We start from the raw sequence: 25,825 nt of genomic DNA on the forward strand, positions 1-25,825 counted from the left end.
GCCAATCTATGCCTGAATCAGCAAGTTATCGAAAAGTCGATTTACACACACACTCTACACGTTCAGATGGTCGTTTATCGCCAACGGAACTTGTCGATCTTGCTGTTGAGCAGGGCGTTTCCTTGTTTGCTCTTACTGATCATGACACATTAGATGGCGTTGCAGAGGCGAGTCGACGAGCTTCTGAACATGGACTTAGTTTTATTCATGGTGTCGAGTTGTCAACGCAATGGAATGGTATTCCTTTGCACATGGTTGCTTTGGATTTTTCCTTAGATAACGCAGCATTGCTGTCTATTGTGAATGAAAATCAGGCGATTCGTCTTGACCGAGCTAGACGGATAGCCGACTTATTGGTTAAGCAGGGGCTGCCTGATTTATATGATGAAGCAGTTGCCTTGGCGGGAGATAGTCAGCTTGGGCGACCACACTTTGCCTCTTTATTGGTAGAAAAGGGCTTCGTAAAAGACACTAATAAAGCCTTTGATCGCTATCTAGGTAATAAAAAATTGGGTCAGTTACGTGATGTTTGGCCGGAACTTGAGGATGTTTTGACTGCGCTTTCTGGTCAGGATGTTGAACTGGTTTTAGCCCATCCTAAACGCTACCCTTTAACTGTTACTAAATTAAAGCGACTCCTGAGTGATTTTAAAAAGTGGGGTGGAACGGGAATTGAAATTGTATCTGGAAATGAGCGTCCGGATAGCGTGCGATTGCTGGAGCGTTTGTCGAGAGAATTTGATTTAAAAGCTTCCGTAGGAAGTGATTATCACGGACCATATGGGCCATGGATGCAGGTTGGTAAGTTTACCCAAATTCATGAAAGTGAGGTGGATTTGGTATGGCAGTCATGGGCATAATCCATTGAGGCTCGGTTATTTCAATTTATAAATTTTTGTGGAGAGCAGATTGAGTCAATTTTTTCAGATACACCCAGAAAATCCGCAAGTACGCTTGATAAAGCAAGCAGCGGAAGTGATTCGCGGAGGCGGCGTAATTGCTTACCCTACGGATTGTGGGTATTCACTTGGCTGTCACCTTGGCGATAAGACTGCTTTAGATCGAATTCGTGCTATTCGTCGTTTAGACGATAAGCACAACTTTACCTTGGTGTGCCGGGACTTGTCTGAAATATCAACATACGCACGTTTTGATAATCACTTATACCGATTATTAAAAAACAATACCCCAGGCCCTTACACATTTATATTCAATGCCACATCAGAAGTACCGAGACGATTGTTGCATCCAAAAAGAAAAACGATTGGTATTCGCATTCCCAATAATCAGATAGTTTCTGCGCTACTAGAAGAATTGGGTGCTCCGATTATGAGTGTATCTTTGATTCTACCTGGCGAAACGGACCCAATGACAGATCCATATGATATCCGCGATACGTTGGAGCATGCTCTAGATTTAGTGATTGACGGCGGTTTTTGTGGGCTGCAACCGACAACAGTTGTTAAAATGGATGCAGACAGTATCGAGGTGGTGCGTATTGGTGCTGGTGATCCTGCGCCGTTTGCGTAAAATGGTACAGATACCGCTGTAAAGTCTCAGGCTGTGTGACTTATAATGCGGAAAATAGTTAACTAATTTTATTAAAACTGGGTTGCTGAGAAGCATTCCCTCTAAGAGGTTCGTAATGGACGAGAAGTTACAAAAAGTATTAGCAAGAGCGGGTCAAGGTTCACGTCGTGAGATGGAAACTCGTATTCGCGAAGGTCGTGTATTGGTTAATGGCGAAGTTGCTACATTGGGTGACCGCGTTAGTGTGAAAGATACGATCACAATAGATGGCTATTCTATTATTGCTACTGAGGCAGGTGAAAACCGCCGCGTTATTATTTATAACAAACCAGAAGGCGAAGTATGTACTCGTAAAGACCCTGAGGGTCGACCTACTGTGTTTGATAAGCTGCCAAAGCTGCGCGGAGAGCGTTGGATTGCTGTTGGCCGTTTGGATATTAATACATCGGGTTTGCTTCTGTTCACAACTGACGGTGAATTGGCAAATCGATTAATGCATCCATCAACGGAAATTGATCGTGAGTATCTTGTTCGCGTGATGGGTGAAGTAACAGAAGAAAATTTAGCCGTACTTAAAAAAGGCGTTATTTTAGATGATGGCGTTGCCAAGTTTACCGACATTGTTGATGGCGGTGGTGAAGGTATTAACCGTTGGTTCTATGTTTGCTTGATGGAAGGCCGTAACCGTGAAGTTCGTCGTCTTTGGGAGTCTCAAGGCGTTAAGGTTAACCGTTTGAAACGTGTTCGTTTTGGTCCTGTCTTTTTGCCATCTAAAGCTAAAGTTGGGCGTTGGGTCGAGATGGAAGATAAAGACGTTAACTCTTTGTGCGCAATGGTTGATCTGAAACTATCGGAATTGACACCAAAAACTCAACAAGAGAAATTAGAGTTGAAACGCCATAAAAACAAAGCCACAGCCGGTGGAGCTCGTCGTGCGCCACCTAAAGGTTTTGATTGGCAGAGCAATGATAAGCCTGAGTTTAAACCTAAAAAGCCAGGTAAAAGATCGTTTCGTTAAGATAAAAATGGCTTAGGAGTCGCAGAAGCATGGTTCGCTGGATAATTGGATTAGTTGTTGCTTTGGTTATTGGGTTTGGCATTTATGTCAGTATTGGCAATAAATTACCAGAAGGGTTGGGTTTAACCGATGGCTTTTTAAAGGCTTGCCCTTCTTCTCCAAACTGTGTTTCAACTCAAGCATCAGAAGATGATGAAGTCCATTATGCTGAGCCGATTATTTATACCAGTGATCGAAAAAGTGCACAGCTGGCTATTGAGTCATATCTGCTTGGGCAAGGAAGTACTCGTATTATCGCCAGTACGTTGGGTTATGTTCATTTTGAAGTGAAAAGCTCATTGATTGGTTATGTGGATGATGTCGAAGTTTACCTTCCTGATGCGGACAGTGTGATACATGTTCGCTCTGCTTCTAGGGTTGGCTACTCAGATTTTGGTGTTAATCGAGACAGAGTTAGACAAATGAAAGAACTTTTAGTAGATTGATTTATAAGTCTTTTGATCTAAAACGATAATAACTGGACGAGGATCGCCCATGAGTATAGATGACAACAAAACTATTTTGATAGTGGAAGATGATGAGCGCTTGGCGCTACTTACTCAGGAATATTTGCAAAAAAATGGCTTCAATGTGGCAATTGAACCTGATGGACGTAAAGCAATTTCTCGTATTATTGCCGAGCAGCCTTCTTTAGTAATCCTTGATTTGATGCTACCAGGTGCTGATGGCTTTACAGTATGTCGAAGTGTTCGAAATGACTATAAAGGTCCTATTTTAATGCTAACGGCTCGCAGTGATGATGTTGATCAGATATTAGGTTTGGAGATTGGTGCAGATGACTATGTGTCTAAACCAGCCAAGCCTAGAGTGTTGTTAGCTAGGGTTCAGTCTTTATTACGTCGTAGTAATCAAGATGTTGACCTTGACGCTGCCTCCTCTAAAGAAGAGCAAAACCTCATATTTGGCCCATTAACTATTGATAATTCTCGTCGTGAGGCATGGCTTCTTGAAGAAGAGGTTGAGTTAACCAGTGCAGAGTTTGATTTGCTATGGTTGTTGTCGAGTAATGCTGGACGAATTCTTAGTCGAGAAGAAATTTTCGGAGAGTTACGTGGTATTGAATACGATGGTCAAGACAGATCTGTCGATGTTCGTATTTCTCGTATACGCTCGAAAATAGGTGATGATCCTATCCACCCTCGTCGTATTAAGACCATTCGTAGCAAAGGTTATTTGTTCGTAAAAGAAGTGTAGCCTGATGCGTGCTGAAATGTGGCGATTATATCGACACCTTATTATAGGAGGTGTCGTTATTGTTGCATGTTGCTATATTGTTATTGAGTTTACTCAAGCTCGTTTTAGTGGCTCAAGAGAAGAGCAATTACTCTGTGTCGATGCAGAAATAAGCTCAGCCTTATTGCTTTCAGGTATTCGACAAGAAATTCCAGAGTCCCAATTCAACTGGACTGTTCAACCCAGAGGATCTCTCAATATTTCGGCCATTTCAGCTTTGATTCAAGAGAAAAAGTGGCTAAAACTCCCCGAAGACAGTTATCAGATAGCTCTTGGTAAATCCGATGAGCCCGTGCTGGTTGGTCGTGTTGATGAAAGTGATCCATTGTTTCAGTTAGAGTTTTTGCTTAGTCAGTTATTGTTAACGGATTTAATAAGTTATTCAGACAAGTTGGTTTTACTGGAAAGTTTCAACTGTGTTGATATGGAGGCGGTTTCTTACGACGTTCCTGGTCCATTAACGGGCGTGGCAACAGTCCACGGAGCTTATACTAAACATGGTTTTGTTTGGAGAGATAAAAATGCCAGTCAATCTCTACTGGTGTTTGTCACTGAAGAAAATGATGTTTCTTTATCCTTAGTCGTTGTTATCGTCGTGGGTTTGGGAATCGCTGTCATGTTGATTTTAATTTGGCGGGAGCTCGTTTCGTTAGATTCTAAACGCAAGACATTTGAAAGTATTACTCGCCAGATTGCCCGTGGCCGAAGCGGCCTTCCAAAAGGTGTTCCAGACAGTAGTGGGACATTAAAAGAGTTAGCTTATTCATTTGATTCAATGTCCTCTCATATACAGCGCTTATTAAAAGTGCAGAGAGAGATGATTAATGCCATTTCCCATGAACTTAGAACTCCGATCGCTCGTTTACGCTTTGGGTTAGAGGTTATGAAAGATGAGGTGGATGATGGTGTTGCTAAAACGATAGAAGCTCTAGAAGGTGATGTAGAAGAGTTAAATACCCTTGTAGATGAGGTATTAACCTACGGAAAACTAGAGGGTGGTTCGTTAGAACTTAACTTTAAAGAGTTGTCTGTTTCGCAATTGGTTGATGGGATTTTGAGTCATAATCATTTGTTGTTGCAGCATCTTAGCGTTGAAGTGAATATTTCCAAAGAAGATATTGTCTTAGCTGACGAGCATCATTTAAGTCGCGCTTTGCAAAATCTAATTCTTAATGCCGCCAAATATGCCTCGACAGCAATATCTGTGACTTTTTCATACGATGACGAACGTTGGCAATTAGATATTGAGGATGATGGCCCAGGCATTGCTTTTGAAGATAGAGATAAAGTCTTTATACCATTTCAACGGCTAGACAATAGCCGTACACGAGCCTCAGGAGGGTATGGTTTGGGATTAGCGATTGTTCAGAGGATTGCGTTCTGGCACGGTGGTGCTGTGTTGATTGATGCTAGTGAATCTGGTGGTGCCAAATTTAGCTTTATTTGGTCTCGTAACCAGCATAAAAAAACTGTGGCATAATGCTGGTTACGGAGGCTTGCTGATTATAGTTCTGGTGCCAAAATGCCTTTTAGATTTTTAAAGCAAGTTTTTGACGCTGTTGTTATCAGATCTTCCATGTAGGTGTTTTCACGCTGATCTTTCCTTATTGCCAAATAGAGCTTACACCAAACCCCTTCTTCGCCAAGCGACTTAGTAATTACATATTGTCGGTTGGTATATTCCGTTAATGCCCAATTTGGTAGGCAGCATACGCCACGGCCACTTGCTACTAGCTGCATCATCATTAGTGTCAATTCACTGTGGCGAATTTTCGCAGGAGATATATCGGCAGGGTTTAGAAAGTGTTTGAAGATATCTAAGCGTTCGGTTTCTACAGGGTAGGTAATCAGTGTTTCTTTAGCGAAGTCTTCCGGTGTTAAGTATTCTTTTTTAGCAAGAGCGTGATGTCGCGATAGCGCAACTTGTGACTCATACTGAAATAATGGAATGTACTCAATGTTGGTAATGTCTTGCGGGTCGGATGTTACCACCAAATCCAGATCGCCACGGGCAAGCGCAGGCAGCGGCATAAAGCCAAAAGCTGTTGAAAGATCCAATTCAACGTCTGGCCAGTGCTCACGGAAATGGTCAATAGTTGGCATAAGCCATTCATAGCAACTGTGGCACTCAATAGCGATGTGTAAGCGACCGCTTTCACCTTCTGCGAAGCGTTGAATATCGCGCTGAGCAGAGCGGAATGACAGTAGCACATCATCGGCAAGCTGCAATAAACGTAATCCTGCACTGGTAAAGCGGACGGGTTTTGTTTTTCGAATGAAAAGCGGGCAGCCTAGCTTTTCTTCAAGATCTTTGAGCTGATGCGACAAAGCGGATTGTGTTAGGTGAACTCGTTCAGCAGCTTCAACTAAGCTTCCAGTTTCTCTGAGTGCGGCCAGTGTTTTTAAATGCCTAACTTCAATAATGCTCATAGTAATTCACTGTTGATGTGTCTTTTCAATGTTGGGGGCAGTGCTTGGGAATAAAAAAGCTCGTAGAGAAACTCACTCATACGAGCCTTAATAGTGTGTTAGCGGCACAGCAAAAATTCAAGTAGCGCTTTCTGTGCATGTAGGCGGTTTTCTGCTTCATCCCAGACAACGCTATCAGAGCGGTCAATCACATCGGCAGATACTTCTTCACCGCGGTGCGCTGGCAGACAGTGCATGAATAAAGCATCAGGATTTGCTTTGGACATTAAGTCTGTATTGACTTGGAAACCATCAAAATCTTTTAGACGTTGCTCTTGCTCATCTTCTTGTCCCATAGAAGCAAAAACATCGGTCACGATTAAGTCAGCGCCTTTTGCTGCTTCGTGAGCGTCGTGAAGTACGGTAATACGATCGCCGTGTTCAGCAACAAGTTCAGCGTTAGGCTCGTAACCAACAGGACATGCAACAACCAATTTGAAGTCGAGCATGGCGGCCGCATTGATGTAGGAATTACACATGTTATTGCCATCGCCAACCCAAACGACTTTCTTGCCTTCGATTGACCCGCGGTGCTCTTGGTATGTTTGCATGTCTGCAAGTAGTTGGCATGGGTGATAGTCATCGGTGAGGGCGTTGATTACAGGTACCGAAGAATATTTAGCAAAAGTTTCTACTGTTTGATGATCGAATGTTCTAATCATTACGGCATCAACCATGCTCGAAATCACACGAGCACTGTCTTCTACTGGCTCACCGCGACCAAGCTGTGTATCGCGTGAAGAAAGAAATAACGCGTGACCACCAAACTGAGCCATGCCGGCTTCAAAAGAAACCCGTGTACGGGTAGATGATTTTTCAAAGATCATCGCCAACACTCGGTTTTTAAGCGGTTGAAATAGTGTGCCTTCGTGATGGATTTTCTTAAGCTCAGAGGCTCGAAATAATAACTGTTTTAACTCATCGGAAGAAAGATCCTTCAGAGTAAGAAAATGTCTAGGCGACACGCTATAGCTCCTTAATTGTGTACTGAAAAGGGAATCGACCAATTTAATACACTCAGGTAAGTGAGTAAAGGACATTTAACAAGGGAAAGTGTAACTGAAAGCGCTCTTTTGGGGTTGTAAATACACCACTAGACCCAATAAACTGATGCAAGTTTAATGAATTTAATAGACTTGAATTTCGTAAGGGCTTTAATCATTGATTGAGTCATTACAAAAAGACAGTTGCAGAGCGAGGTTTTAAGCATGAGTAATACAATCGAAACAATCAAAGAGCAAATTAGCAGTAATGATATTCTGCTTTACATGAAAGGTAATCCTCGCGCTCCGCAGTGCGGGTTTTCATCTCAGGCTGTTCAAGCATTAATGTCGTGTGGCGAGCGTTTTGCTTTTGTTAATATTTTGGATAACCCAGACATTCGTGCTGAGCTACCAAAGTTTGCTAACTGGCCAACATTCCCTCAGCTTTGGGTTAAAGGTGAGCTAGTAGGTGGTTGCGATATTATCGTAGAGATGGCATCTAACGGCGAATTACAGACGTTGATTAATGAAGCCGTAGGTTCTTCTGAAGAATAAGTTTTTTGCGTTGCTTATTATGGTAAATAATACGTGATGCTACGTTGAGTTAAATTTAGCCTTTAAACATCAAGCAATAAAAAGGAGACGTTAAAAATGTCTATTTTAGTTGGTAAGAAAGCTCCAGATTTTACAGTTCCTGCAGTATTGGCTGACGGCCAAATTGTTGATTCTTTCAGCCTAGCTGAAACAATCAAAGGCAAATATGCAATCGTGTTTTTCTATCCATTGGATTTCACATTTGTATGTCCTTCAGAAATTATCGCTATGTCACACCGCATGGACAAATTCCGTGAAATGGGTGTTGAAGTTATCGGTGTATCTATCGATTCTCATTTTACTCACAATGCGTGGCGTAACACTCCAGTAGAAGACGGTGGTATCGGTGCTGTTGAATATACTCTAGCTGCAGATATGGACCATGCAATTGCTAAAGCATACGGCATTGAGTCAGAAGGTGGTGATTCTTACTACCCAGCTGGCGTTGCGATGCGTGCGTCTTTTGTTATCGACCAAAAAGGTATCGTTCGTTCACAAGTAGTAAACGATGAGCCTATCGGTCGTAACATGGACGAATTGGTTCGTGTTGTTGATGCACTTCAGTTCTTCGAAGAAAATGGTCAAGTTTGCCCAGCTGGCTGGAACAAAGGTGACAAAGGCATGAACACATCACCTGAAGGCGTTGCGTCTTACCTTGCTGAGAATTCAAAATCACTATAAAACTTTCGTTTTATAGTAAAAAGAGCGTCTGCTACTGAAAAGTAGTGGGCGTTTTTTTTGTGTCGAGCTTATCGCTATATTAGTGAGTGGATGATTAGTAAGTTGATGCTGTGTTTATAGTTGGTAAAGCTCTAGAGGTAAGTCGTCAGGGTCGGCGAAGAAGGTAAAGCGTTTGCCAGTAAGCTCATCCCATCGAATGGTTTCAGTTATGACGCCATGCTGATTTAGATGTTTTATGCAGGATTCCAAATCATCTACAGCAAAAGCAAGATGTCTCAGGCCTTGAGCTTCAGGCCGGGAAGGGCGTTCTGGCGGCGATGGAAATGAAAAAAGCTCGATTTGTTGGTTGGGGTTAATAGCAAGATCTAGTTTGTAGGATTGACGCTCTTCTCTATAAGTTTCAGCAATGATACGAAAGCCCAATATTTCGCTATAAAACTTTTTTGAAGTTTGATAGTTCGAACAAATAATAGCGACGTGATGAATGTGTGAGACTGAAAACATAATGATACGTCTTATTTTTTTGTTTGTGCTTTTAGCTCATTGGCTACATCGATGACTTGTCTTCTAAACCAAATATGGCTGGCATCATGATGAAGTAGTGGGCTCCAAATCATTTTCAGCTCAATTTTTGGTATATCAAATGGTGGGTCTAAAATAACGAGGTCAGGGTTCTTCTTATTAACCATGGCGACTTTTTTAGGCAGAGTTGCAATCAGGTCTTGTTCAAGCGCCAGATGCATTGCTGTGTGGTAGCTTCTGGTAAAGACTCGAATGCTACGTTTATGATCCAGAGTTTGCAGTGCTTCATCAACCCAGCCTAATTTTTGTACGTCGTTTGGGTCCATGCCGACGCCCACGCCAAACCCTGTCTTACTTACCCAAATATGCTGTGCAGCTAAATAAGCTTCAATGTCAAAGTGGTCTTTAATTGGATTTCTTGAGCTCATCATGCAGACAAAAGTGTCGAACCAGACGCTTTTTTGATGGAAGGATTGCGGTAACTCTTCAAAACGATTGATCGCCATATCAATCTTCCCCGCTTCGACATCATGAAAGGTAACATCGCTAGGCGTCATGATATCGAGTGTGATCCCAGGCGCAAATTCGCGTAAGCGGTTCAATAGTCTGGGAATAACAGTAGACGCAGCGTAGTCGCTTGCCATAATGCGAAACACACGTGTACTTGTGCTTTCGTTAAAGTCTGCTTCAGGTTGAAGTGCTTCTTCTAACTCTAGAAGTACTTTACGTACAATAGGTTGTAAACGTAAGGCTTTCTCTGTGGGCTTCATACCTTCGCTGGTGCGAACAAGTAAAGGGTCACCAAGCAGATCTCTTAAGCGCTTTAATCCATTACTCATTGCTGGCTGAGTAATGTTTAGTTTGCTTGCAGAGCGTGTGACGTTACATTCTCTTAACAGTACATCGAGATAAATAAGAAGATTAAGATCGATTTTATTAATATTCATATTTTTTATGAGGTTCGCATGGCTTATATAATGAATTAATTGTATTGACCTTTGTGTAAACTACAACAATAGAATGCATATTGTGAGTCTACATTTTGCTTTGTTGTCGGTGTTAAACTCCCGGTAAAATTGGGACGGCACAGCAAAGATCAATAAAACGTTGGGCGTTCTGAGTGAGAGCCGTATTTTTTGGTGTCACTATTAATAGGTTTCGGTTCAGTTCTAATGGTGTTTGATAAAGACGGATCAGCCCAGAGTTGAGTTCCTGTGAAATAGCCATACGCGACAAACAGCCTAGCCCCATTTGATGGATTACGGCCTGTTTTACCGCTTCCATATGAGCAAGGGATAAAACCACATTGAGTTGGGAAATATGAGCTGCAGTTGCCTGTTCCAATATGTTTCGTGTGCCAGACCCTGATTCTCGCATTACCCAGCTGGCTTCTTTTAAGTCTTCCCAAGATAAACTTTCTGGTCGGTCTTCTTCAGCAGAGCCAAAAACAACTAATTCGTCTTTAAGCCAAATTTGAGTCATGAGTTCAGCGTGCTGACAGTAACCTTCAATGAAGCCCACTTCAGCTTTGCCTGTTAATAGCTGTTGGATAACACTTTGCGTATTGCCAATATCCAAGTTAAAACGAATATTTGGGTGTTGGCGCTTAAATAGAGACATTTGTTTTGGGAGTAGATAATTACCAACACTTACGCTGGCTGCCAAATGGAGTGAACCACTAAGCTCATCTTCATTGCCCATGCTTTCTATTTGCTCTATCTGGCTGAGAACGGCGCGTGCTTGTGGAAGTAGGTGCCTAGCTTGAGGGGTGATTTGTAAACGCTTGCCATGCCGTCGAAAAAGAGGGCGTCCAAGTAATGCTTCTAATTCTCTTAGGGCCTGACTGGCTGCAGGCTGGCTGATAGAGACCATTTCGGCTGCAGCTGTTACTGATCCGGTGTGCACAACGGCTTCAAATATCTGTAATTGTCTAAGTGTTATTCTCATTTTGCTATTGTAGCTCTGTTTTTAGCTGGAAGAGTAGTGCTAATGTTTATTGACTATATAAATGGGGGAAAGTGCCAATAAATCCGTAAAAATTGATTGTGCATTTTTCTTTTATGGTATGAAATATGCAGAAATTTGTATTGATAGACTCAGTACTGCAATCGGTCTGTGTTATCCGCTTCCACAAGAGGCGATTTACAAACCTTTGTTATTAACCAAAAGTTAATACGATTTATGTGAAGGATTTTGCCATGAAAACTACCCATCGTTGGCTCTCTATTGTTGAAGGCTGCTTGCTCGTTGCTTTAGGCATACACATTCTTAATTCTGCTGGGTTATTAATTAGCGGAACGGCAGGAGTGAGTATGATTCTACTAAGGCTGACAGATCTGTCATTTGGAACCTTATTTTTTCTTCTTAATATTCCTTTTTATATCTTGGCTTGGTGTACCTTGGGTCGCGATTTTACTATCCGAACATTTGTTAGTGTGAGCCTATTATCTGCTTTATCAGAGTTGATGAAGCATTATGTTGTCTTATCTATCCATCCTGGACTTTCAGGTGCGTTAGGTGGGCTATTAGTAGGTTTTGGGCTGATTATTCTATTCCGCCATAACGCTTCATTGGGTGGATTAAATATTTTGGCTGTCTATTTAGAACGTCGATTCTCTATCCACGCGAGTAAAACCACTTTATTTGCTGATATCTCGGTTTTGATTGCAGCTGTTATTTTTCTTGATTTAAGCCAGCTAGGTTATTCTTTGGTGGCGTTTTTGCTATTGAGCTCTGTTGTAGGCCGTTACCATCGACCACCTAAATGGGCGCAGAGTTCTTTGGTTGATGCTAAGGCTAATTGAGGTTTTTATTCTTCTAGCTGCTACTACCTAACTACGTTGATTAAGATGCTTCACGTGGCAATATGATTTATTGGATGCATCTCTTTGGTGCTTTTTTGTTTTGCTGTACTCCCCGTTTAATAAATATGTACCCTAAATACACTTACATTATAGTATAAGGTGTGTTTTCTTTACATTTCGTCTCTTTATCTGCATAACTAAGATGGATATTTTGTCAGGAACAGGGTTAATATTTAGGGGCGTTACTTAAATATTGTTCGATTATGGCGTTTTAATTACTTTTACAAGTGATTGTTAAATCATAGAAAAGGCATAGCTAGGTATGAAGCAATTCCCAACAGTGTTAATTGTCGATGATGTACCAGAGAATTTACGCGTATTACAGGAAGTGATGGACGCGTTAGATTGTCATATTGCTGTTGCGAATTCTGGTGAACGTGCATTAGAGCTGCTTGAGCGAACTGAACCTTGCTTAGTACTGCTAGACGTTATGATGGGAGGCATAGATGGTTTTGAGACTTGTCGGCGTATTAGATCTCATCCTATACACAAAGACGTCCCCGTTATTTTTGTCACTGCATTAGAAGACGAAGTAAGTCGAGGTTTTGAGGCAGGCGGTAATGACTATATAAGTAAGCCTATCCGAATTGAAGAAGTTCGTTCAAGAGTCCAGCATCAGCTAGAAAAGTTCCAATTAGTAAATGAGTTAAGAGAGCTTACTGCGTCACTAGAAGAGAAGGTTCGTGAGCGCACAGCCGATCTTAATTTGGTAAATCGAAATCTTCGAAAAGAAGTGAACGAAAGGCGTTATATGCAAGATCGACTCAAGTATCTTGCTCAGCACGATTTCGTAACCCAACTTTATAACCGCGATGCACTAGATGAACACGTATCCCACCTTATTTCTGGAGTCCAAGCTAAAACAGCCGAGCACATACCATATTTTATTTTAATCGACGTGAACGAGTTTCGTCTGATAAACGATTCATGTGGTTGTATCGCTGGTGACGAATTGTTGCACCAGTTGGCCATTATGATGAGTGAACTTGCCGATCCTCAACGAGATTTCTGTGCACGTTTAAGTGGTGATAAATTTGCCATAGTGATTAGCCAAGGCGGCGATGTGGCGGTTGAGTCTTTTTTTCGTCTATTGCAGCAGGGCTTTAAAGACTTCGCCTTTGTGTGGGATGAACGTCAATTTCGAATGACCGTAACGCAAGTCGCTATGCCTATTACTATTGATATGGTGTCATTTGAGCAAGTTGTCATGCTGGCTGATGAATTATGCTATACCAGTAAAAAGTCTGGTATTCATTCTAAAGTTATCAAGAATGCACAAGATTTAGCATATGAAGAACATCGAGGGAACTTAAATTGGGGCCTCCGTATTATCGATGGTTTAGAGAAAGACCTTTTTGAAGTTCATTTTCAGCAAGTGTTTTCACTTCTTAAAGAAGGGCCAAAAAAGAAAATTGAGATACTGGTGAGACTTATCGATGAAGAGACTGGTAAATTAATTTATCCAAATGACTTTATCCGTGCCGCAGAGCGATTTGGAATTGTTTCCAAGATAGATCGCTGGGTGATTCGTAATACTATGCGTAAAATGGCTGAAAACAGTGATTTGTGGGATACAATTGATCAGGTTGCACTTAATGTTTCAGCACTTTCTGTCAGGCAAGCGAACTTTGCTGAATACATCGTTGAGCAGTTGGCGGAATTTCAATTAGACGGTTCAAAGTTTTGCTTTGAAATTACCGAAACCGAGGCATTAAATAACTTCGCTGATACCCGTCGTTTTATGTCTTTGCTGCATGAGCATGGCTGTACGATTGCGTTAGATGATTTTGGAACAGGTTTTTCTTCTTTTGCCTATTTGATGGATTTGCCTTTCGATTTAATCAAAATAGACGGCATGTTTATAAAAGACATGCACCTTAACGAGCTTCACTTCGGCATGGTGGATTCAATCGTTAAACTAGCCAAAATGCTGGATAAACCTGTTGTCGCTGAGTTTGTGGAAAACCAAAGTATTGTTGATAGACTTAAATTGCTTGGGGTTGAATGGGGCCAAGGCTACTTTTTTCATAAGCCAGAAAAACTGTAGAGTATCGAAACCTCAAATCTAAACCAATATCTCATCTACATAAGTCTTGTGTTTGATGTTTTTAGGGATTAAACATGGATATTCAACTGCCTACACTTTTCAAAATACTTGTCTTTTTATTTTGTGTGACCGCTTTTGCTTTGGTTATTCTTCAGCTTGTTTTTTTATGGCGCTTTAAACTTCTACAGCGCCGTTATTCAAGAGCAATTTTAGCAACTAATGCTGGAGTGTGGGAGTGGTATCCGGAAACGAATCGTTTGTATGCTTCCTCTGAATTTTTCATGCAGTTGGGTTTTGAAGAAAAAAAGACGCCAAAATGCGTAGAGGATTGGTTGGCGTTCTTATCGCCAGACGATCAAGTAACGTTCAAGGCATGGAAAGCCGCATTACTTGAGCAAGAAGTAGCGATTGAACGTAAGTCAGTACGTTTGCAAATACAAAACCCTTCAAAAGAATGTTTTTGGATAGAGATGCGCGGTAGCGTTACTCGTAGAGACAGTCGTAATAGGGCCTTGAGCGTAGCTGGAATTTTTGAAGAAATAGGTTATTGGGTCCAGACTGAGAACGATTTAATTGTGGCCCGTGAAGATGCGCGGCGTCGAGAGCTGACCTTGTCTTCGTTGCTTAATAATATCCCCGATATTGTTTGGTCTAAAGATGAGCAAGGGAATTACCTTGATTGTAATCAAGCCTTTTTAGATTTCAATCAACTGACATTAGATGAAATTAAAGGAAAAAGTGACTTAGAGCTAAACCTAGATGGGAAAGGCGCTTATTACCAAAGTGTAGGAAATACTCCCTTAAAAACAGGTATGACATCACATGAACAAGGTTGGGGGACGCCAAAAGATGGCGGTGAGCCATGTTTGTTTGAAGTTCATCGTGTTCCAGTGGTAGAGCCTTCGATAAACTTTTGTGGCACTTTAGGTATTGCCCGAGACATTACTGAACGTCACCGACTTTTTAACCAATTAAAACTATTTAAAAGCTTTGCTGATAATTCAGCACAAGGCTTTGCTATGGCGACATTGGATGGTGATATCAATTACTTCAATAAAAAAATACGCAGCCTGCTTGGTGTTGATGAAGAAGTGACTAATTCATCTTTAGCTGAATTAAATTATCTCGATTTTTACCCTGAAGCTAGCCAGAAATTCCTCAAAGAAACCGTGATTCCTTATGTGAAAGATCATGGTGTCTGGGAAGGGGAAATGCAAGCTAAGAGCATGGATGATCGCATTTTTGCTACTCACGAAACTTATTTTTTACTGCGTGATGAAAATGGCCATGCCACTTCTGTTGGTTACATAATGAGTGATATCACAGAACAAAAAAATGTCTCAGCACAATTAGAGCAAGCCAAAGAAGCAGCAGAGCAAGCCAATCAGGCCAAAAGTCATTTCTTAGCGAATATGAGTCATGAAATCCGTACCCCGCTCAATGCCATTATTGGCTATGCGCAATTGATTAGCGAAGATAATCAATTGACGGGAGTTTCCCGAACGCGATTTTTATCTATTGCCAGCGCAGGTAATCGCTTACTAGGCTTAATTAACGATATTTTAGATATTGCGCGTATTGAATCTGGTCGACTTGTATTACATGAGCAGAAAATGAATCTTTGTCGAGAAGTTAGTCAGATTGGCAGGCTCTTTCAAGGTCAAGCGCAGGAAAAAGGTTTAGACCTTACTGTTGATTGCGATATTGATGAGCGTCTGTCTGTTTGGATGGATCCAGTTAAATTTCAGCAGATCATCACTAACCTTTTAGGCAATGCGGTGAAGTTTACAGCTCAGGGGTATGTTCAGGTCGTTGTTCAAATTGTAGAAGACCGCATTCATGTCAGTATCGAAGATACAGGCCCTGGAATCGAGACAGAATTAATGGAGCATTTGTTTACGCCATTTATACAGGGTAAAGCTGGTGAAGCGTCAGGCGGAACAGGGTTAGGTTTGGCATTGTCGACGACTCTAGTTAAGTTAATGCAAGGTTCGCTATCGGTCAAAAGTAGTGACGGTGTAGGTACGCAAATTGTCGTCGATCTACCACTATCAAAAGTGGAGGACGGTGACGTGCTGGATGGTGATGAGCAAGATTCTTTACTGAATATGAGGTTAAACAACCCGATAAGAGTGCTGGTGGCAGAGGATGACGAATGGTCTAGAGATATTCTTGTGTCTTTGCTCGAAAAAGCAGGCTGTCAGATAATTGAAGCCGAAGATGGGGAGCAAGCCATAAAAGCGTTTAGGCTGAATCCACCCGATTTGGTGATGACAGACATTCGAATGCCCAATAAAACAGGAATCGACTTATTAAAATTTATTCAAAAAGAAGACACAGAACAGCTGATTCCTGTTATTGCGGTGACTGCGTCGACATTGATTCATGAACAGCAAGCACTTTTGGACGAAGGTTTTTGGCAGGTAATTGCCAAGCCTTATCAGATTGAAAATATTTATACCGCGTTAGCCGCTCACCTTGATGTAAAATTTGTACCTATCGTTGAAACGACAAAAAGGAAGAATGATACTGGTGGGGAGTTTAAAGAAGCAGCTTTGGACGCTGAGCCAAAAGAGCCATTAACTGAGTTAACAGTAGACGATTGGCAGCCATTATTGCGAGCTGCACAAAGTGGCGATGTTCAGACCACTGAAGAAGTATTTCAGTTACTAGGTAAGTCCTTGCCTTCGAATCAACAAAAAGCCATTCAAACGGCGATCAGTCAATTTGATTTGGGTTTAGTGGAAAACCTAATTGCCCAATATTCTGCTTAACAATAATTAGTCTAAGAAGCCCTAATTTACGGTATGTTGTCTTTGTTGTATGTATTCCACTCAAGGCATATTGAAGGATTTGGGTTTGACAGTAATCTGGATAAGGTCAAGCAAGACAAATCATAGGGAAAACGCCTACAATAGACGGCTTATGATTTTTTTGACCTTAACGAACCGCAACAGGTAACTCAATGTCTCGTTTAGCCTCTAGTGACTTTCCTTTTACCGCAGTAGCGGGGCAAGAGCCGCTTAAACTGGCGTTGATTTTATGTGCGATTAATCCGCAAATTGGCGGTGTCTTGATCAGCGGTCCGCGTGGATCTGCAAAGTCTACCTTGGCGCGTGGTTTGTCTGGCGTCATGCCAGCTTTACAAGATGATGAATCTGTTCCTTTTGCCACTCTACCTCTTGGTACCAGTGAAGATCGCTTGCTTGGCGCATTAGATTTAGAGCAAGTTCTACAGGATAAAAACGTCGTTTTTAAGCCTGGCTTATTGAGTAAAGCCCATGGTGGCGTCTTGTATGTCGATGAAGTGAACTTGCTTGCCGACCATTTAGTTGATCAACTTTTGGACGTGTCCGCCAGCGGTGTAAACCGTGTTGAGCGTGATGGCATCAGCCATGAACACGCTGCGCGTTTTTTATTGGTTGGCACTATGAACCCTGACGAAGGTGAGCTGCGTCCGCAGTTAAAAGACCGCTTTGGGTTAATGGTTGAATTAGTGAATCAATACAGTCTTGAAGAGCGCGTACAGATTGTTCGTCTGCGAGACGAATACGATCAAGACTCTCAAGCATTTTGTGATGCCTTTAAATACAAACAGCGCAACCTAAAAAACAGCATTCGCTTGGCAAGGCAAGCTTTGACACAAGTGCGTTGCTCTGATGAATTACGTTTAGACGTCGCAACTCGCTGTCAGTCAGCCAACATAGACGGTGTACGTGGCGATATTGTTTGGATTCGAGCCGCTATGACCCACGCCGCTTGGCGTGGCGCAAAAGTCGTGTCCTTAGATGATATTCAAGCGGTGGAAGATTTGGTGTTGGCACATAGACGCCAAGTTAAAACTCAGAACCAGTCACAGCCTCCTAGCCCACCACCGTCTCGTCGTCCTGATAGTTCGCGTTCGCCTTCGCAAAACAAAGGTAATCAGCGACAAGATCAAGAAAGCTCTCAAGATAACCAGACCCATAAGCAAGATGCTTCTGGGGAGTGGGGCAGTATGTCGCCCCAAACGCTTGCGAGCAGCGCGCCGATCAATGTTGTCATTGATGACAAACCGGATGAACGAAGTGCAACTCAATCAATGGTCGCCGAGGTGACGCCGGGAAAGCATAAAGGCAAGCAGCTGGGCGGTTATCGCCCTGATGTGGCGCAATCAGTTGCCCCTAAAACAGCAGATGGCATTGACTGGTTTCGTAGTATTGTCAGACAGCCGCAAGAATGGCCACCGAAGAGCCTGGCTCATAAGCCCGCTAAAACCGGTCAGTCTGTTTTGCACTTGGTGTTGTTAGATACGTCCGCGTCAACTTTGAGCCAAGGCGTTTTTGCCCATGCCAAGGGTGTGATTTTAGACATTGCTAAGCGTGCCTATTTAGCGCGAGAACAGATTGCTATTTTAGGTTTTGGACAAGATGGCGTGTCGTCGATTTTGGCCAAAGTCCGCGCTCCTAAAGAAATCTCTGATTTATTGGAGGATTTAGGTGCTGGTGGCGGTACGCCATTTCGTGTTGCTATCGAAAACGCCAGTCAGTATTTGGCGCAGCAGCATAAAGCAACGACAGGCTTGCACAGCCAAACTTACATATTGACCGATGGCCGCACTCAAGCCGACGTGTCAGATCTTGTGTTGCCAGGCAATACAGTATTAATCGATATTGAAAACGCGCCAGTCAAGCGAGGCCGAGGCCAGGATATTGCCCAGCATTTGGGCGCACAATACGTTTCATTAAATTCGCTCTTAGAGACTGCTTTATGACCACTTCTGTTGTTCATTGTCCCGCGTTATTTTTGACAGCTCCCGCGTCTAATCAGGGAAAAACCACCATTACGGCGGCGTTGGCGCGTTATTTTACCAATCAAGGCAAAGTAGTTCGTGTGTTTAAAACAGGTCCTGATTACCTAGATCCGCAGATTTTAGCGCAAGCGTCTAAGCAGCCAGTCGAGCAACTGGATATTTGGATGGCGGGGGAAGAGTATTGCCAAGACATGCTTTACCAAGCTGCCCAAGTGGCGGATTTGATTTTAGTGGAAGGTGCCATGGGCATGTTTGATGGCGAACCTTCCAGTGCTGACCTTGCGGCTCGTTTTGGTATTCCCATGGCGATTGTTATGGACGTTAAAGGCATGGCGCAAACGGCTGCTGCGGTCGCAACTGGCTTGGCGAATTTCCGTGACGATGTGCAAGTCGCAGGGCTGATTGCCAACCGTTGTGGCAGCGAACGGCATGCGGAATTGATCCGCGATGCGCTACCTGCAAGCTTGCCTTTGCTCGCAACTTTAAAGCGTGATGAAGAAATTACCTTGCCAGAGCGTCACTTAGGTTTGGTACAAGCAGACGAAGTAAAAGACGAACTAGAAGTGCGTTTTGAAGCCGCCGTGGAATGGCTCAAAGAAACTCAAGACACTGGCTTGTTGGCATTGCCTAACGCCGTGCCTTTTTATGCCGCTAAGCAAGTAGATGACAATCAAATCATTGAACAAAGCTTGCTGGGTAAAACCATTGCGGTTGCTAGAGATGCCGCGTTCAGTTTTATCTATGATGCGAACCTGATTGCTTTGAAAAGCTTGGGCGCTAAGGTGGTGTTTTTCTCGCCCTTGCATGATCAAGCTTTACCCGATGCTGATGCCCTTTGGTTGCCGGGTGGTTATCCTGAATTACACACCAAAGCGCTCTCTGAAAACCTTCCAATGCGCCAAGCCATCAAGGCTTTCTTCCATTCGGGAAAAGGTATTTTAGCAGAATGCGGCGGTATGCTTTATAGCTTGGATGATCTAACCGACTTGGATAATCAGTGTTATCCGATGTTGGGGATTTTAGCAGGCCAAGGCGCAATGCGTGGTAAACGCGGCTGCCAAGGCATGCAAACCGCAGTGATTCCACAAGGTGAAATTCGCGGCCATGCGCATCACAGGTCGCGCAGTGCCAATACACCAGAACCTGTGGGTTATGGTCGTCGACAAAGACATCCAGCGCCAGGGGAAGCAATTTATCAGCAGAAAGGCTTAACCGCGAGTTATTTGCATTTGTTTTTCCCTTCGAATTTAGACGTTACTGCTAAGATCTTTTTAGCGGGTCAGCAGGGCTAGCGGATTATGTGGCCTGAAAGTGCTGAATCGCCCGCGCCACTGCGTACTGGTTTAACTACTGGAACCTGCGCGACGGCTTGCTGTGTGGCGGCGGCTCAGGCACTTTTTTCCCAACAACAAGATTCAAGCGTGAGCGTCACCTTGCCCAAAGGCAAAGTGGTTGATCTGCCGATTATCGAGTATCAAGCAATAGACGACGGCATCAAAACCGCCACCATCAAAGACGCTGGAGACGACCCAGACGCGACACACGGGGCAACCTTATTTGTCGAGCTGAGATTGTCCCCAGAACAAGGCGTACGTTTTCATGCGGCGCAAGGCGTGGGCACTGTGACACGAACGGGTTTGCTGCTTGATGTTGGCGAACCTGCTATTAACCCAGTGCCGCGTAAAATGATGACCGAGCATTTGGAAGATTTTGCGCAAACCTATCAATATCATGGTGGTTTCGATGTGTCAGTTGGCGTGATCAATGGCGAGCAAATCGCGCAAAAAACCATGAATCCACGTTTGGGGATTTTGGGGGGCTTATCAATTCTTGGCACCACAGGTATTGTGCGTCCGTTTTCCTGTGCCGCCTACATTGCGTCTATTCATCAGGGCATTGATGTAGCTCGTGCTAATTCAATTACACACATTGCCGCTACCACTGGCAACGCCAGCGAAGACGCGATAAAAAGTCATTATCAGTTCGATGATATGGCTTTAATCGAAATGGGCGACTTTGTTGGTGCCGTGTTAAAACATATTAAAAAAGTCGAATCCGCTGCGTCTGTTCAACTGACTAAGCTGAGTATTTGCGGAGGCTTTGGTAAAATCAGCAAGTTGGCTCAGCATCACATGGATCTAAACAGTCGCGCATCCAGTATAGATCTTGCTTCCTTGGCGCAATTGGCGGCCAGTTTAGGCGCTGAGGCTGAGTTACAAGAGCGTATGACAAACGCCAACACCAGTGTGGAAGCCTTGTCTTTTGCCATGTTCGCAGGATTACCTCTGGCTGATGCCATCTGTCAGCAAGCCTTAGACTTTGCAAGACAGTACATTCCCGCTCACATCGAGTTAGAAGTCTGGGCGATTGATCGCAAAGGTCAATTTGTTGGTAAAGCCTTGGATGCTGATTTAACAAAGCGAGATGAGCCATGAAGGTTTTATTATTGGGCGGCACCGCCGATGCTCGCCGTCTGGCTGACTCGTTACATAGAGAGAATGTAAGCATCATCTACAGCTTGGCGGGGTTGGTTCGCGTGCCCAAGGTGGACTGCCAATTGGTGGTAGGTGGATTTACCCAATTTGGTGGCTTGGCTCGGTACTTAAAAGACAATAACATCGGCGCGATTTTGGATGTGACTCATCCTTATGCGCAAACCATGAGCAGTAAGGCCGTGACGGCGGCTAAAGATGTTGGCATTCCATGCTGGCGTTTTCATCGTCCTGCCTGGCAACAAGAAGAGGCCGATGACTGGAAATATTACCAAGATGAAACCGATTTTCTGGCGCAGCTTGATGGCTTTCGAGTGCCCTTATTAAGCGCTGGGCAAATGAGCGAAGTCTTGCTCAAACGTGTTCTGCAATTGCCGAGTATCGAACGCATTGTTTGGCGAACGGCGGTTGAGCCTAAGTTTGATCTGCCAGATAAGATAGATTGGATAAAAGCCATTGGCCCTTTTGCCTTAGAAGACGAGCGCCAATTGTTAATGGATCACAGCATTGATGTTATCGTTAGTAAGAACAGTGGCGGTTCGGCCACCTATTCAAAGCTTGAAGCCGCCAGAGAATTATCTATTCCCGTTTTATTGCATGCTCGGCCAATTTTGCCAGAAGCCGAGCGCGAATTTAGTGACACGGAAGACTGCTTGAAAGCTTGTTTAGCCGCTTGGGGCAAGGCTTCTACTCACATTAAACATCAACAAAAAGACAACCAACAGTGACTTCTTTAGACGACTCTCAATACAGTTATCAATACGAAAATAATCCTCAAGCCATTGAGAGCGACAGCTTTCGACAAATCCGCGAGTTAACTGATTTGTCTGGCTTGAGCCAAGACCAGCAGCAAGTCGTTATGCGCGTAGTACATAGCCTTGGCTTGCCTGACGTGGCTGAGCAAGTACGCTTTAGTGCCAATGCAACTCAAGCAGGGCGCGAGGCGTTAGCCAACAATGGCGCGATTTTGTGCGACGTGGAAATGGTCAAGCAAGGCGTGACCAAACGCATGATAACGCGAGAGCCATTGTGCTTTTTGAATGATGCTCGTACTGCAGAATTGGCAAAAAGCAAAGGTGAAACTCGCTCTATGGCGGCACTGAGTTTATGGCAACAAGATCTTGCTGGCAGCGTGGTTTTAATCGGCAATGCACCAACGGCCCTGTTTCGCTTGTTAGAAATGATAGAACAAGGCTCGCCAAAACCAGCTTTAATTATCGGTATGCCGGTGGGATTTGTCGGCGCAGCGGAATCGAAAGACGCGCTGTGGGAAGCCCATGAGAAACTGGGTATTGAATGCATCACCTTGCTAGGGCGAATGGGTGGCAGCGCCGTGACATCGGCCAGTTGTAATGCTTTGTTGCGCTGTAATATTGGCGAGTATTATTAATGCATTCTATGAGCCTTGGTATTCAATGCACTTGCGCCTGTTTCGCAAGCTCAACGCGTCAGCGTGAATCAAATACCAAGGTTCTTGTTATCCGTTTTTTATTTTCGTTAATCCACCTAGCTTAATGTAATGGCATTGAATGGAAGTAGGTTTATGACACACACACAAATGCCAATCCATGTAATCGGTTTGGGTGTTAATCAAGAGGCGCATCTGGATGAGGCAGCGCAAGCGGTTTTGGCGAGCTTGTCGGTGAACGATATTGTGTTGGGTGCGCCGCGTCAGCATGAAACCATTGCGCACTATTCTCATCTGGCTCGTCGTGAAGATCTGCCCAAACTTAGTATGTTGAAAGAAGCCTTTGCCGATTGGCAGTCCGAAGGGGCGAAGCAAGTGGTGGTGTTAGCTTCTGGCGATCCGCTGTATTACGGCATTGGTGCTTGGTTGATGCGTACTTTTTCGCTTGAAAACCTACACTTTTATCCGAATGTTTCCAGTATTCAAGTAGCTTGTCATCGTCTTGGTCTGTCCTTGCAAGATGTGCAAGTGGTGAGCTTGCACGGTCGTCCTTTGGCGTCTTTGCGTCGTTATTTGCAGTCGAATAAAACCTTGTTTTTATTGACCGATCAATACAGCCAACCGAAACATGTTGCCGAAGAATGCGTTAAAGCAGGGTTGGATCAAAGTGAGATAACCGTATGTGAAGCCTTGGGTTATCCGCAAGAAAAAGTCCGTACGTTTGCAGCTAAGTTTTTTGTAGAGTCTGAACTAGAATTCGATCCGCTCAATGTGATTGTGCTGAAAACCAGCCAACAAGCCTCACTTTATCCAAGTTCCGTTGGTATTCCTGATACGTCTTTTGTGACAGATAAAGGCGACGGCAAAGGTATGATTACTAAGCGAGAAGTGCGTTTGGCGATTTTGTCTTACATGGACATTCAGCAAGGTGACACAGTGTGGGACATTGGCGCGGGCTGCGGTGGCGTGAGCGTGGAAATGGCCTATTGGCATCCTCGTAGTCAAGTTGTTGCCATTGAACATCATCCCGATCGCTTGGCTTGTTTGGCGTCTAACCAAGATCGATTTGGTGTTATGCAGAATTTATCGATTGTCGCAGGGCGAGCGCCGGAAGTGCTGGTGGATTTACTTGCCGGCAATTTGTTTGCTGACAAGAACGCACAACATGGCAGGCCGAACAAAGTCTTCATTGGCGGCAGTGATGGTGAATTGAATGCCTTAATGACGCAGGTTTGGGAGCTATTACCCGATGGTGGCAGCTTGATGGTCAGCGCTGTTACCGAAGAGACAAAATATCAGGTCATGGAATTCGCCCAACAGCGTGACCAAGCACAAGACGCCGACGAGCAGAGTTTGCAGGTGTCCATTACAAAAGGCGAGCGATTAGCGGGGCAGCGGTTATTTCGTCCCAGTCTGCCCGTAACGCTTTATCATTTTCGAAAATATACGGCCACAACATCGGCCATCAATTCAAATCATAAGGAAAACGCACAATGAGTGCCTTGGAAACATCACAAAAAACAGGCCGATTCATTGGTGTGGGCGTAGGTCCTGGTGACCCAGAATTGATCACCTTAAAAGCCTTGCGTTTAATTCAGCGTGCCAGCGTGGTGAGTTACCTTGCCAATGGCGAAGGTGGTTCCCAAGCGAAAACCATCGCCAGCGAAGCCTTTGCGGGTGTCACTCATGCGCAAAACGAAATTGCTATTGTGATGCCGATGTCGACGGATCGCTCATTGGCCAATGAAGCTTATGACAACGGCGCAAAAGCCATTGCCAATGAATTATCACAAGGCAAAGACGTGGTTTTCTTGTGTGAAGGTGATCCATTGTTTTTTGGCTCTTTTGCGTATTTATTAGAGCGCCTAGAAGGCGATTTTCAATGCCAAGTGGTGCCCGGTGTGTCGTCAATTAATGCCGCATCGTCCGCCTTGAATCATCCGTTAACCGTTTTAAAAGAGTCCTTTGCGGTGGTGAGCGGTCGTCATACCGCACTGAAAATTGATACTGCGCTAGAACAACACGACAGTGTGGTTATCATGAAAGCAGGGCGTGCGCGTCCTCGTATTCTCATGGCGCTGCGCAAAACCAATCGTATGCAAGATGCAAAATATCTTGAATACATTGGCCGTGATAACGAACGTATTGTGCGCGATGTATCGACCTTGGAAGATAAAGCAGGGCCGTATTTCTCTTTGTTTGTGGTGACAAAAAGTGAGCGAGGCACTCGGTGATACGCTTTATCGCACTAACGCCAGCAGGTGAACGGCTGGCAAGAAAACTCTTGTCTAACGGGACCCAGAATAATTGGCCAGATGCGGTTGTCGACTACAAACCAAAACCTTTCGCCGAGTTCGTGCAAACGGCGTTTAATAATGGCGATTGGCTAGTATTTATTTGTGCCACAGGCATCGTCATGCGAACGCTCGCGCCAGTGCTGCAAGACAAGTATCAAGACCCGCCAGTCTTGGTATTGGATGAAGAAGGTAAGTTTGTTATTCCGCTTTTATCTGGACATGAAGGTGGTGCAAACGAGTGGGGCGCGCAAGTGGCAACATCCCTTGGCGCGCAGTTAGTGATGACAACAGCTAAGCCTTACTTGAATCCTATTTATACTCTGGGAATGGGCTGCGAACGCAACTGCCCGCTGGAATTTATCGAAAACCTGATGCTTGATGCGCTTAGTCAAAAAGGCTTAACGCCAAACCAAATCCACTCTTTAAACAGCATCGACATTAAAGCTGACGAAACCAACCTTATCGCTCTCGCTGACAAATACCATTTGGACTTCAACACCTACAGCGCCCAAGAGCTCATGCCGATGGAGTCGCTTCTTAGTACTAAATCCGACTACATCTTCAACACCGTCGGCGTTTATGGCGTCGCGGAATCTGCCGCGCTGTTAGCTGCTCAAATGGAAGCGGGTACAGAACCAGAGCTTATCTTGAAGAAAATCAAAAACGCCAAAGCGACCTGTGCTTTGGCGAGAGTTTTTTGTTCTTCTAGTGACAAGTTCACAGATAAAAATACGTGGCTCAAGGGGCAGCAGCCAATGAATCTTGGGTTTTAGGAAGTGAGACGTTTATTGAACAGTTTAAACGTCGAGTGGGTATTGCTGGTAAAACAGCAGAG

24 protein-coding genes are annotated in these 25,825 nt (G+C 43.9%); 19 read left to right on the forward strand and 5 right to left on the reverse strand.

Annotated elements, in window-relative coordinates; all coding sequences use genetic code 11:
• Window positions 1–8 precede the first annotated feature (8 nt).
• From JSY38_RS14455 to JSY38_RS14480, 6 genes are all read left to right on the forward strand, one after another.
• Complete coding sequence (locus JSY38_RS14455; protein WP_205113784.1) at window positions 9–860, forward strand: PHP domain-containing protein; 852 nt, start codon at window positions 9–11, stop codon at window positions 858–860.
• 49 nt (window positions 861–909) lie between these two features.
• Window positions 910–1,530 (forward strand): L-threonylcarbamoyladenylate synthase, encoded by a 621-nt coding sequence (locus JSY38_RS14460; protein WP_114410357.1) that lies wholly within the window; start codon window positions 910–912, stop codon window positions 1,528–1,530.
• A gap of 115 nt (window positions 1,531–1,645) precedes the next feature.
• A complete protein-coding gene (gene rluB / locus JSY38_RS14465) occupies window positions 1,646–2,548 on the forward strand; it encodes a 23S rRNA pseudouridine(2605) synthase RluB (protein WP_205113786.1) in 903 nt (300 codons plus the stop codon).
• A gap of 29 nt (window positions 2,549–2,577) precedes the next feature.
• On the forward strand, window positions 2,578–3,033 hold the full coding sequence (locus JSY38_RS14470; RefSeq protein WP_114410355.1) for a DUF1499 domain-containing protein: 456 nt from the start codon (window positions 2,578–2,580) through the stop codon (window positions 3,031–3,033).
• A 49-nt stretch (window positions 3,034–3,082) separates the two neighbouring features.
• Entirely contained in the window at window positions 3,083–3,802 is a 720-nt protein-coding gene (locus JSY38_RS14475) for a response regulator (RefSeq protein ID WP_114410354.1), read from the forward strand.
• A gap of 4 nt (window positions 3,803–3,806) precedes the next feature.
• Window positions 3,807–5,321 (forward strand): ATP-binding protein, encoded by a 1,515-nt coding sequence (locus JSY38_RS14480; protein WP_205113788.1) that lies wholly within the window; start codon window positions 3,807–3,809, stop codon window positions 5,319–5,321.
• A 23-nt stretch (window positions 5,322–5,344) separates the two neighbouring features.
• Here the strand turns inward: JSY38_RS14480 and JSY38_RS14485 are convergent, their stop codons facing one another.
• Both JSY38_RS14485 and argF read right to left on the reverse strand, forming a co-directional pair.
• Window positions 5,345–6,271: a LysR family transcriptional regulator gene (locus JSY38_RS14485; RefSeq protein ID WP_181858469.1), complete on the reverse strand. Its 927-nt coding sequence runs from the start codon at window positions 6,269–6,271 to the stop codon at window positions 5,345–5,347.
• A gap of 98 nt (window positions 6,272–6,369) precedes the next feature.
• Window positions 6,370–7,275, reverse strand: a complete 906-nt coding sequence (gene argF / locus JSY38_RS14490; RefSeq protein WP_205113790.1) for an ornithine carbamoyltransferase — start codon at window positions 7,273–7,275, stop codon at window positions 6,370–6,372.
• 243 nt (window positions 7,276–7,518) lie between these two features.
• Between argF and grxD the strand changes: the two genes are divergently transcribed.
• Together grxD and JSY38_RS14500 are read left to right on the forward strand one after the other, a co-directional pair.
• The gene (gene grxD, locus JSY38_RS14495) at window positions 7,519–7,848 is read left to right on the forward strand and encodes a Grx4 family monothiol glutaredoxin (protein ID WP_114410351.1); all 330 of its coding nucleotides are present in this window, start codon (window positions 7,519–7,521) and stop codon (window positions 7,846–7,848) included.
• Between the two features lie 96 nt (window positions 7,849–7,944).
• On the forward strand, window positions 7,945–8,568 hold the full coding sequence (locus JSY38_RS14500) for a peroxiredoxin (RefSeq protein ID WP_114410350.1): 624 nt from the start codon (window positions 7,945–7,947) through the stop codon (window positions 8,566–8,568).
• Between the two features lie 114 nt (window positions 8,569–8,682).
• Here JSY38_RS14500 and gloA2 read toward each other — a convergent pair whose 3' ends face one another.
• From gloA2 to JSY38_RS14515, 3 genes are all read right to left on the reverse strand, one after another.
• Window positions 8,683–9,072, reverse strand: a complete 390-nt coding sequence (gene gloA2, locus JSY38_RS14505; RefSeq protein ID WP_114410349.1) for an SMU1112c/YaeR family gloxylase I-like metalloprotein — start codon at window positions 9,070–9,072, stop codon at window positions 8,683–8,685.
• 11 nt (window positions 9,073–9,083) lie between these two features.
• On the reverse strand, window positions 9,084–10,037 hold the full coding sequence (locus tag JSY38_RS14510; RefSeq protein WP_205113792.1) for a LysR family transcriptional regulator: 954 nt from the start codon (window positions 10,035–10,037) through the stop codon (window positions 9,084–9,086).
• Window positions 10,038–10,149: 112 nt separating this feature from the next.
• Complete coding sequence (locus tag JSY38_RS14515) at window positions 10,150–11,037, reverse strand: LysR substrate-binding domain-containing protein (RefSeq protein WP_114410347.1); 888 nt, start codon at window positions 11,035–11,037, stop codon at window positions 10,150–10,152.
• Between the two features lie 251 nt (window positions 11,038–11,288).
• Between JSY38_RS14515 and JSY38_RS14520 the strand changes: the two genes are divergently transcribed.
• The 11 genes from JSY38_RS14520 to JSY38_RS14570 all read left to right on the forward strand — a co-directional run bounded on the left by JSY38_RS14520 (window position 11,289) and on the right by JSY38_RS14570 (window position 25,763).
• Window positions 11,289–11,894, forward strand: coding sequence for a YitT family protein (locus JSY38_RS14520; protein WP_114410346.1), 606 nt, complete (start codon window positions 11,289–11,291; stop codon window positions 11,892–11,894).
• A gap of 322 nt (window positions 11,895–12,216) precedes the next feature.
• A complete protein-coding gene (locus JSY38_RS14525) occupies window positions 12,217–14,001 on the forward strand; it encodes an EAL domain-containing response regulator (protein WP_205113794.1) in 1,785 nt (594 codons plus the stop codon).
• A gap of 74 nt (window positions 14,002–14,075) precedes the next feature.
• A complete protein-coding gene (locus JSY38_RS14530; RefSeq protein WP_205113796.1) occupies window positions 14,076–16,775 on the forward strand; it encodes a hybrid sensor histidine kinase/response regulator in 2,700 nt (899 codons plus the stop codon).
• Between the two features lie 191 nt (window positions 16,776–16,966).
• A complete protein-coding gene (locus JSY38_RS14535; RefSeq protein ID WP_205113798.1) occupies window positions 16,967–18,754 on the forward strand; it encodes an ATP-binding protein in 1,788 nt (595 codons plus the stop codon).
• Window positions 18,751–20,085: a cobyrinic acid a,c-diamide synthase CobB gene (locus JSY38_RS14540; protein WP_205113800.1), complete on the forward strand. Its 1,335-nt coding sequence runs from the start codon at window positions 18,751–18,753 to the stop codon at window positions 20,083–20,085. Before JSY38_RS14535 ends, JSY38_RS14540 begins: the two co-directional genes overlap by 4 nt.
• A 6-nt stretch (window positions 20,086–20,091) precedes the next feature.
• On the forward strand, window positions 20,092–21,228 hold the full coding sequence (locus JSY38_RS14545) for a cobalt-precorrin-5B (C(1))-methyltransferase (protein ID WP_205113802.1): 1,137 nt from the start codon (window positions 20,092–20,094) through the stop codon (window positions 21,226–21,228).
• Window positions 21,225–22,013 (forward strand): precorrin-6A/cobalt-precorrin-6A reductase, encoded by a 789-nt coding sequence (locus JSY38_RS14550; RefSeq protein WP_205113804.1) that lies wholly within the window; start codon window positions 21,225–21,227, stop codon window positions 22,011–22,013. The genes JSY38_RS14545 and JSY38_RS14550 overlap by 4 nt, the downstream gene beginning before the upstream one ends.
• Window positions 22,010–22,675: a precorrin-8X methylmutase gene (locus JSY38_RS14555; RefSeq protein WP_205113806.1), complete on the forward strand. Its 666-nt coding sequence runs from the start codon at window positions 22,010–22,012 to the stop codon at window positions 22,673–22,675. The genes JSY38_RS14550 and JSY38_RS14555 overlap by 4 nt, the downstream gene beginning before the upstream one ends.
• 153 nt (window positions 22,676–22,828) lie before the next feature.
• On the forward strand, window positions 22,829–24,190 hold the full coding sequence (cbiE, locus tag JSY38_RS14560) for a precorrin-6y C5,15-methyltransferase (decarboxylating) subunit CbiE (RefSeq protein WP_239543983.1): 1,362 nt from the start codon (window positions 22,829–22,831) through the stop codon (window positions 24,188–24,190).
• Entirely contained in the window at window positions 24,187–24,927 is a 741-nt protein-coding gene (gene cobI, locus JSY38_RS14565; RefSeq protein ID WP_205113809.1) for a precorrin-2 C(20)-methyltransferase, read from the forward strand. The genes cbiE and cobI overlap by 4 nt, the downstream gene beginning before the upstream one ends.
• Window positions 24,924–25,763: a cobalt-precorrin 5A hydrolase gene (locus JSY38_RS14570; RefSeq protein WP_205113811.1), complete on the forward strand. Its 840-nt coding sequence runs from the start codon at window positions 24,924–24,926 to the stop codon at window positions 25,761–25,763. The genes cobI and JSY38_RS14570 overlap by 4 nt, the downstream gene beginning before the upstream one ends.
• Window positions 25,764–25,825 lie beyond the last annotated feature (62 nt).

The sequence above is a fragment of the Marinomonas foliarum genome (genome assembly GCF_016906065.1).
GTDB lineage: Bacteria > Pseudomonadota > Gammaproteobacteria > Pseudomonadales > Marinomonadaceae > Marinomonas > Marinomonas foliarum.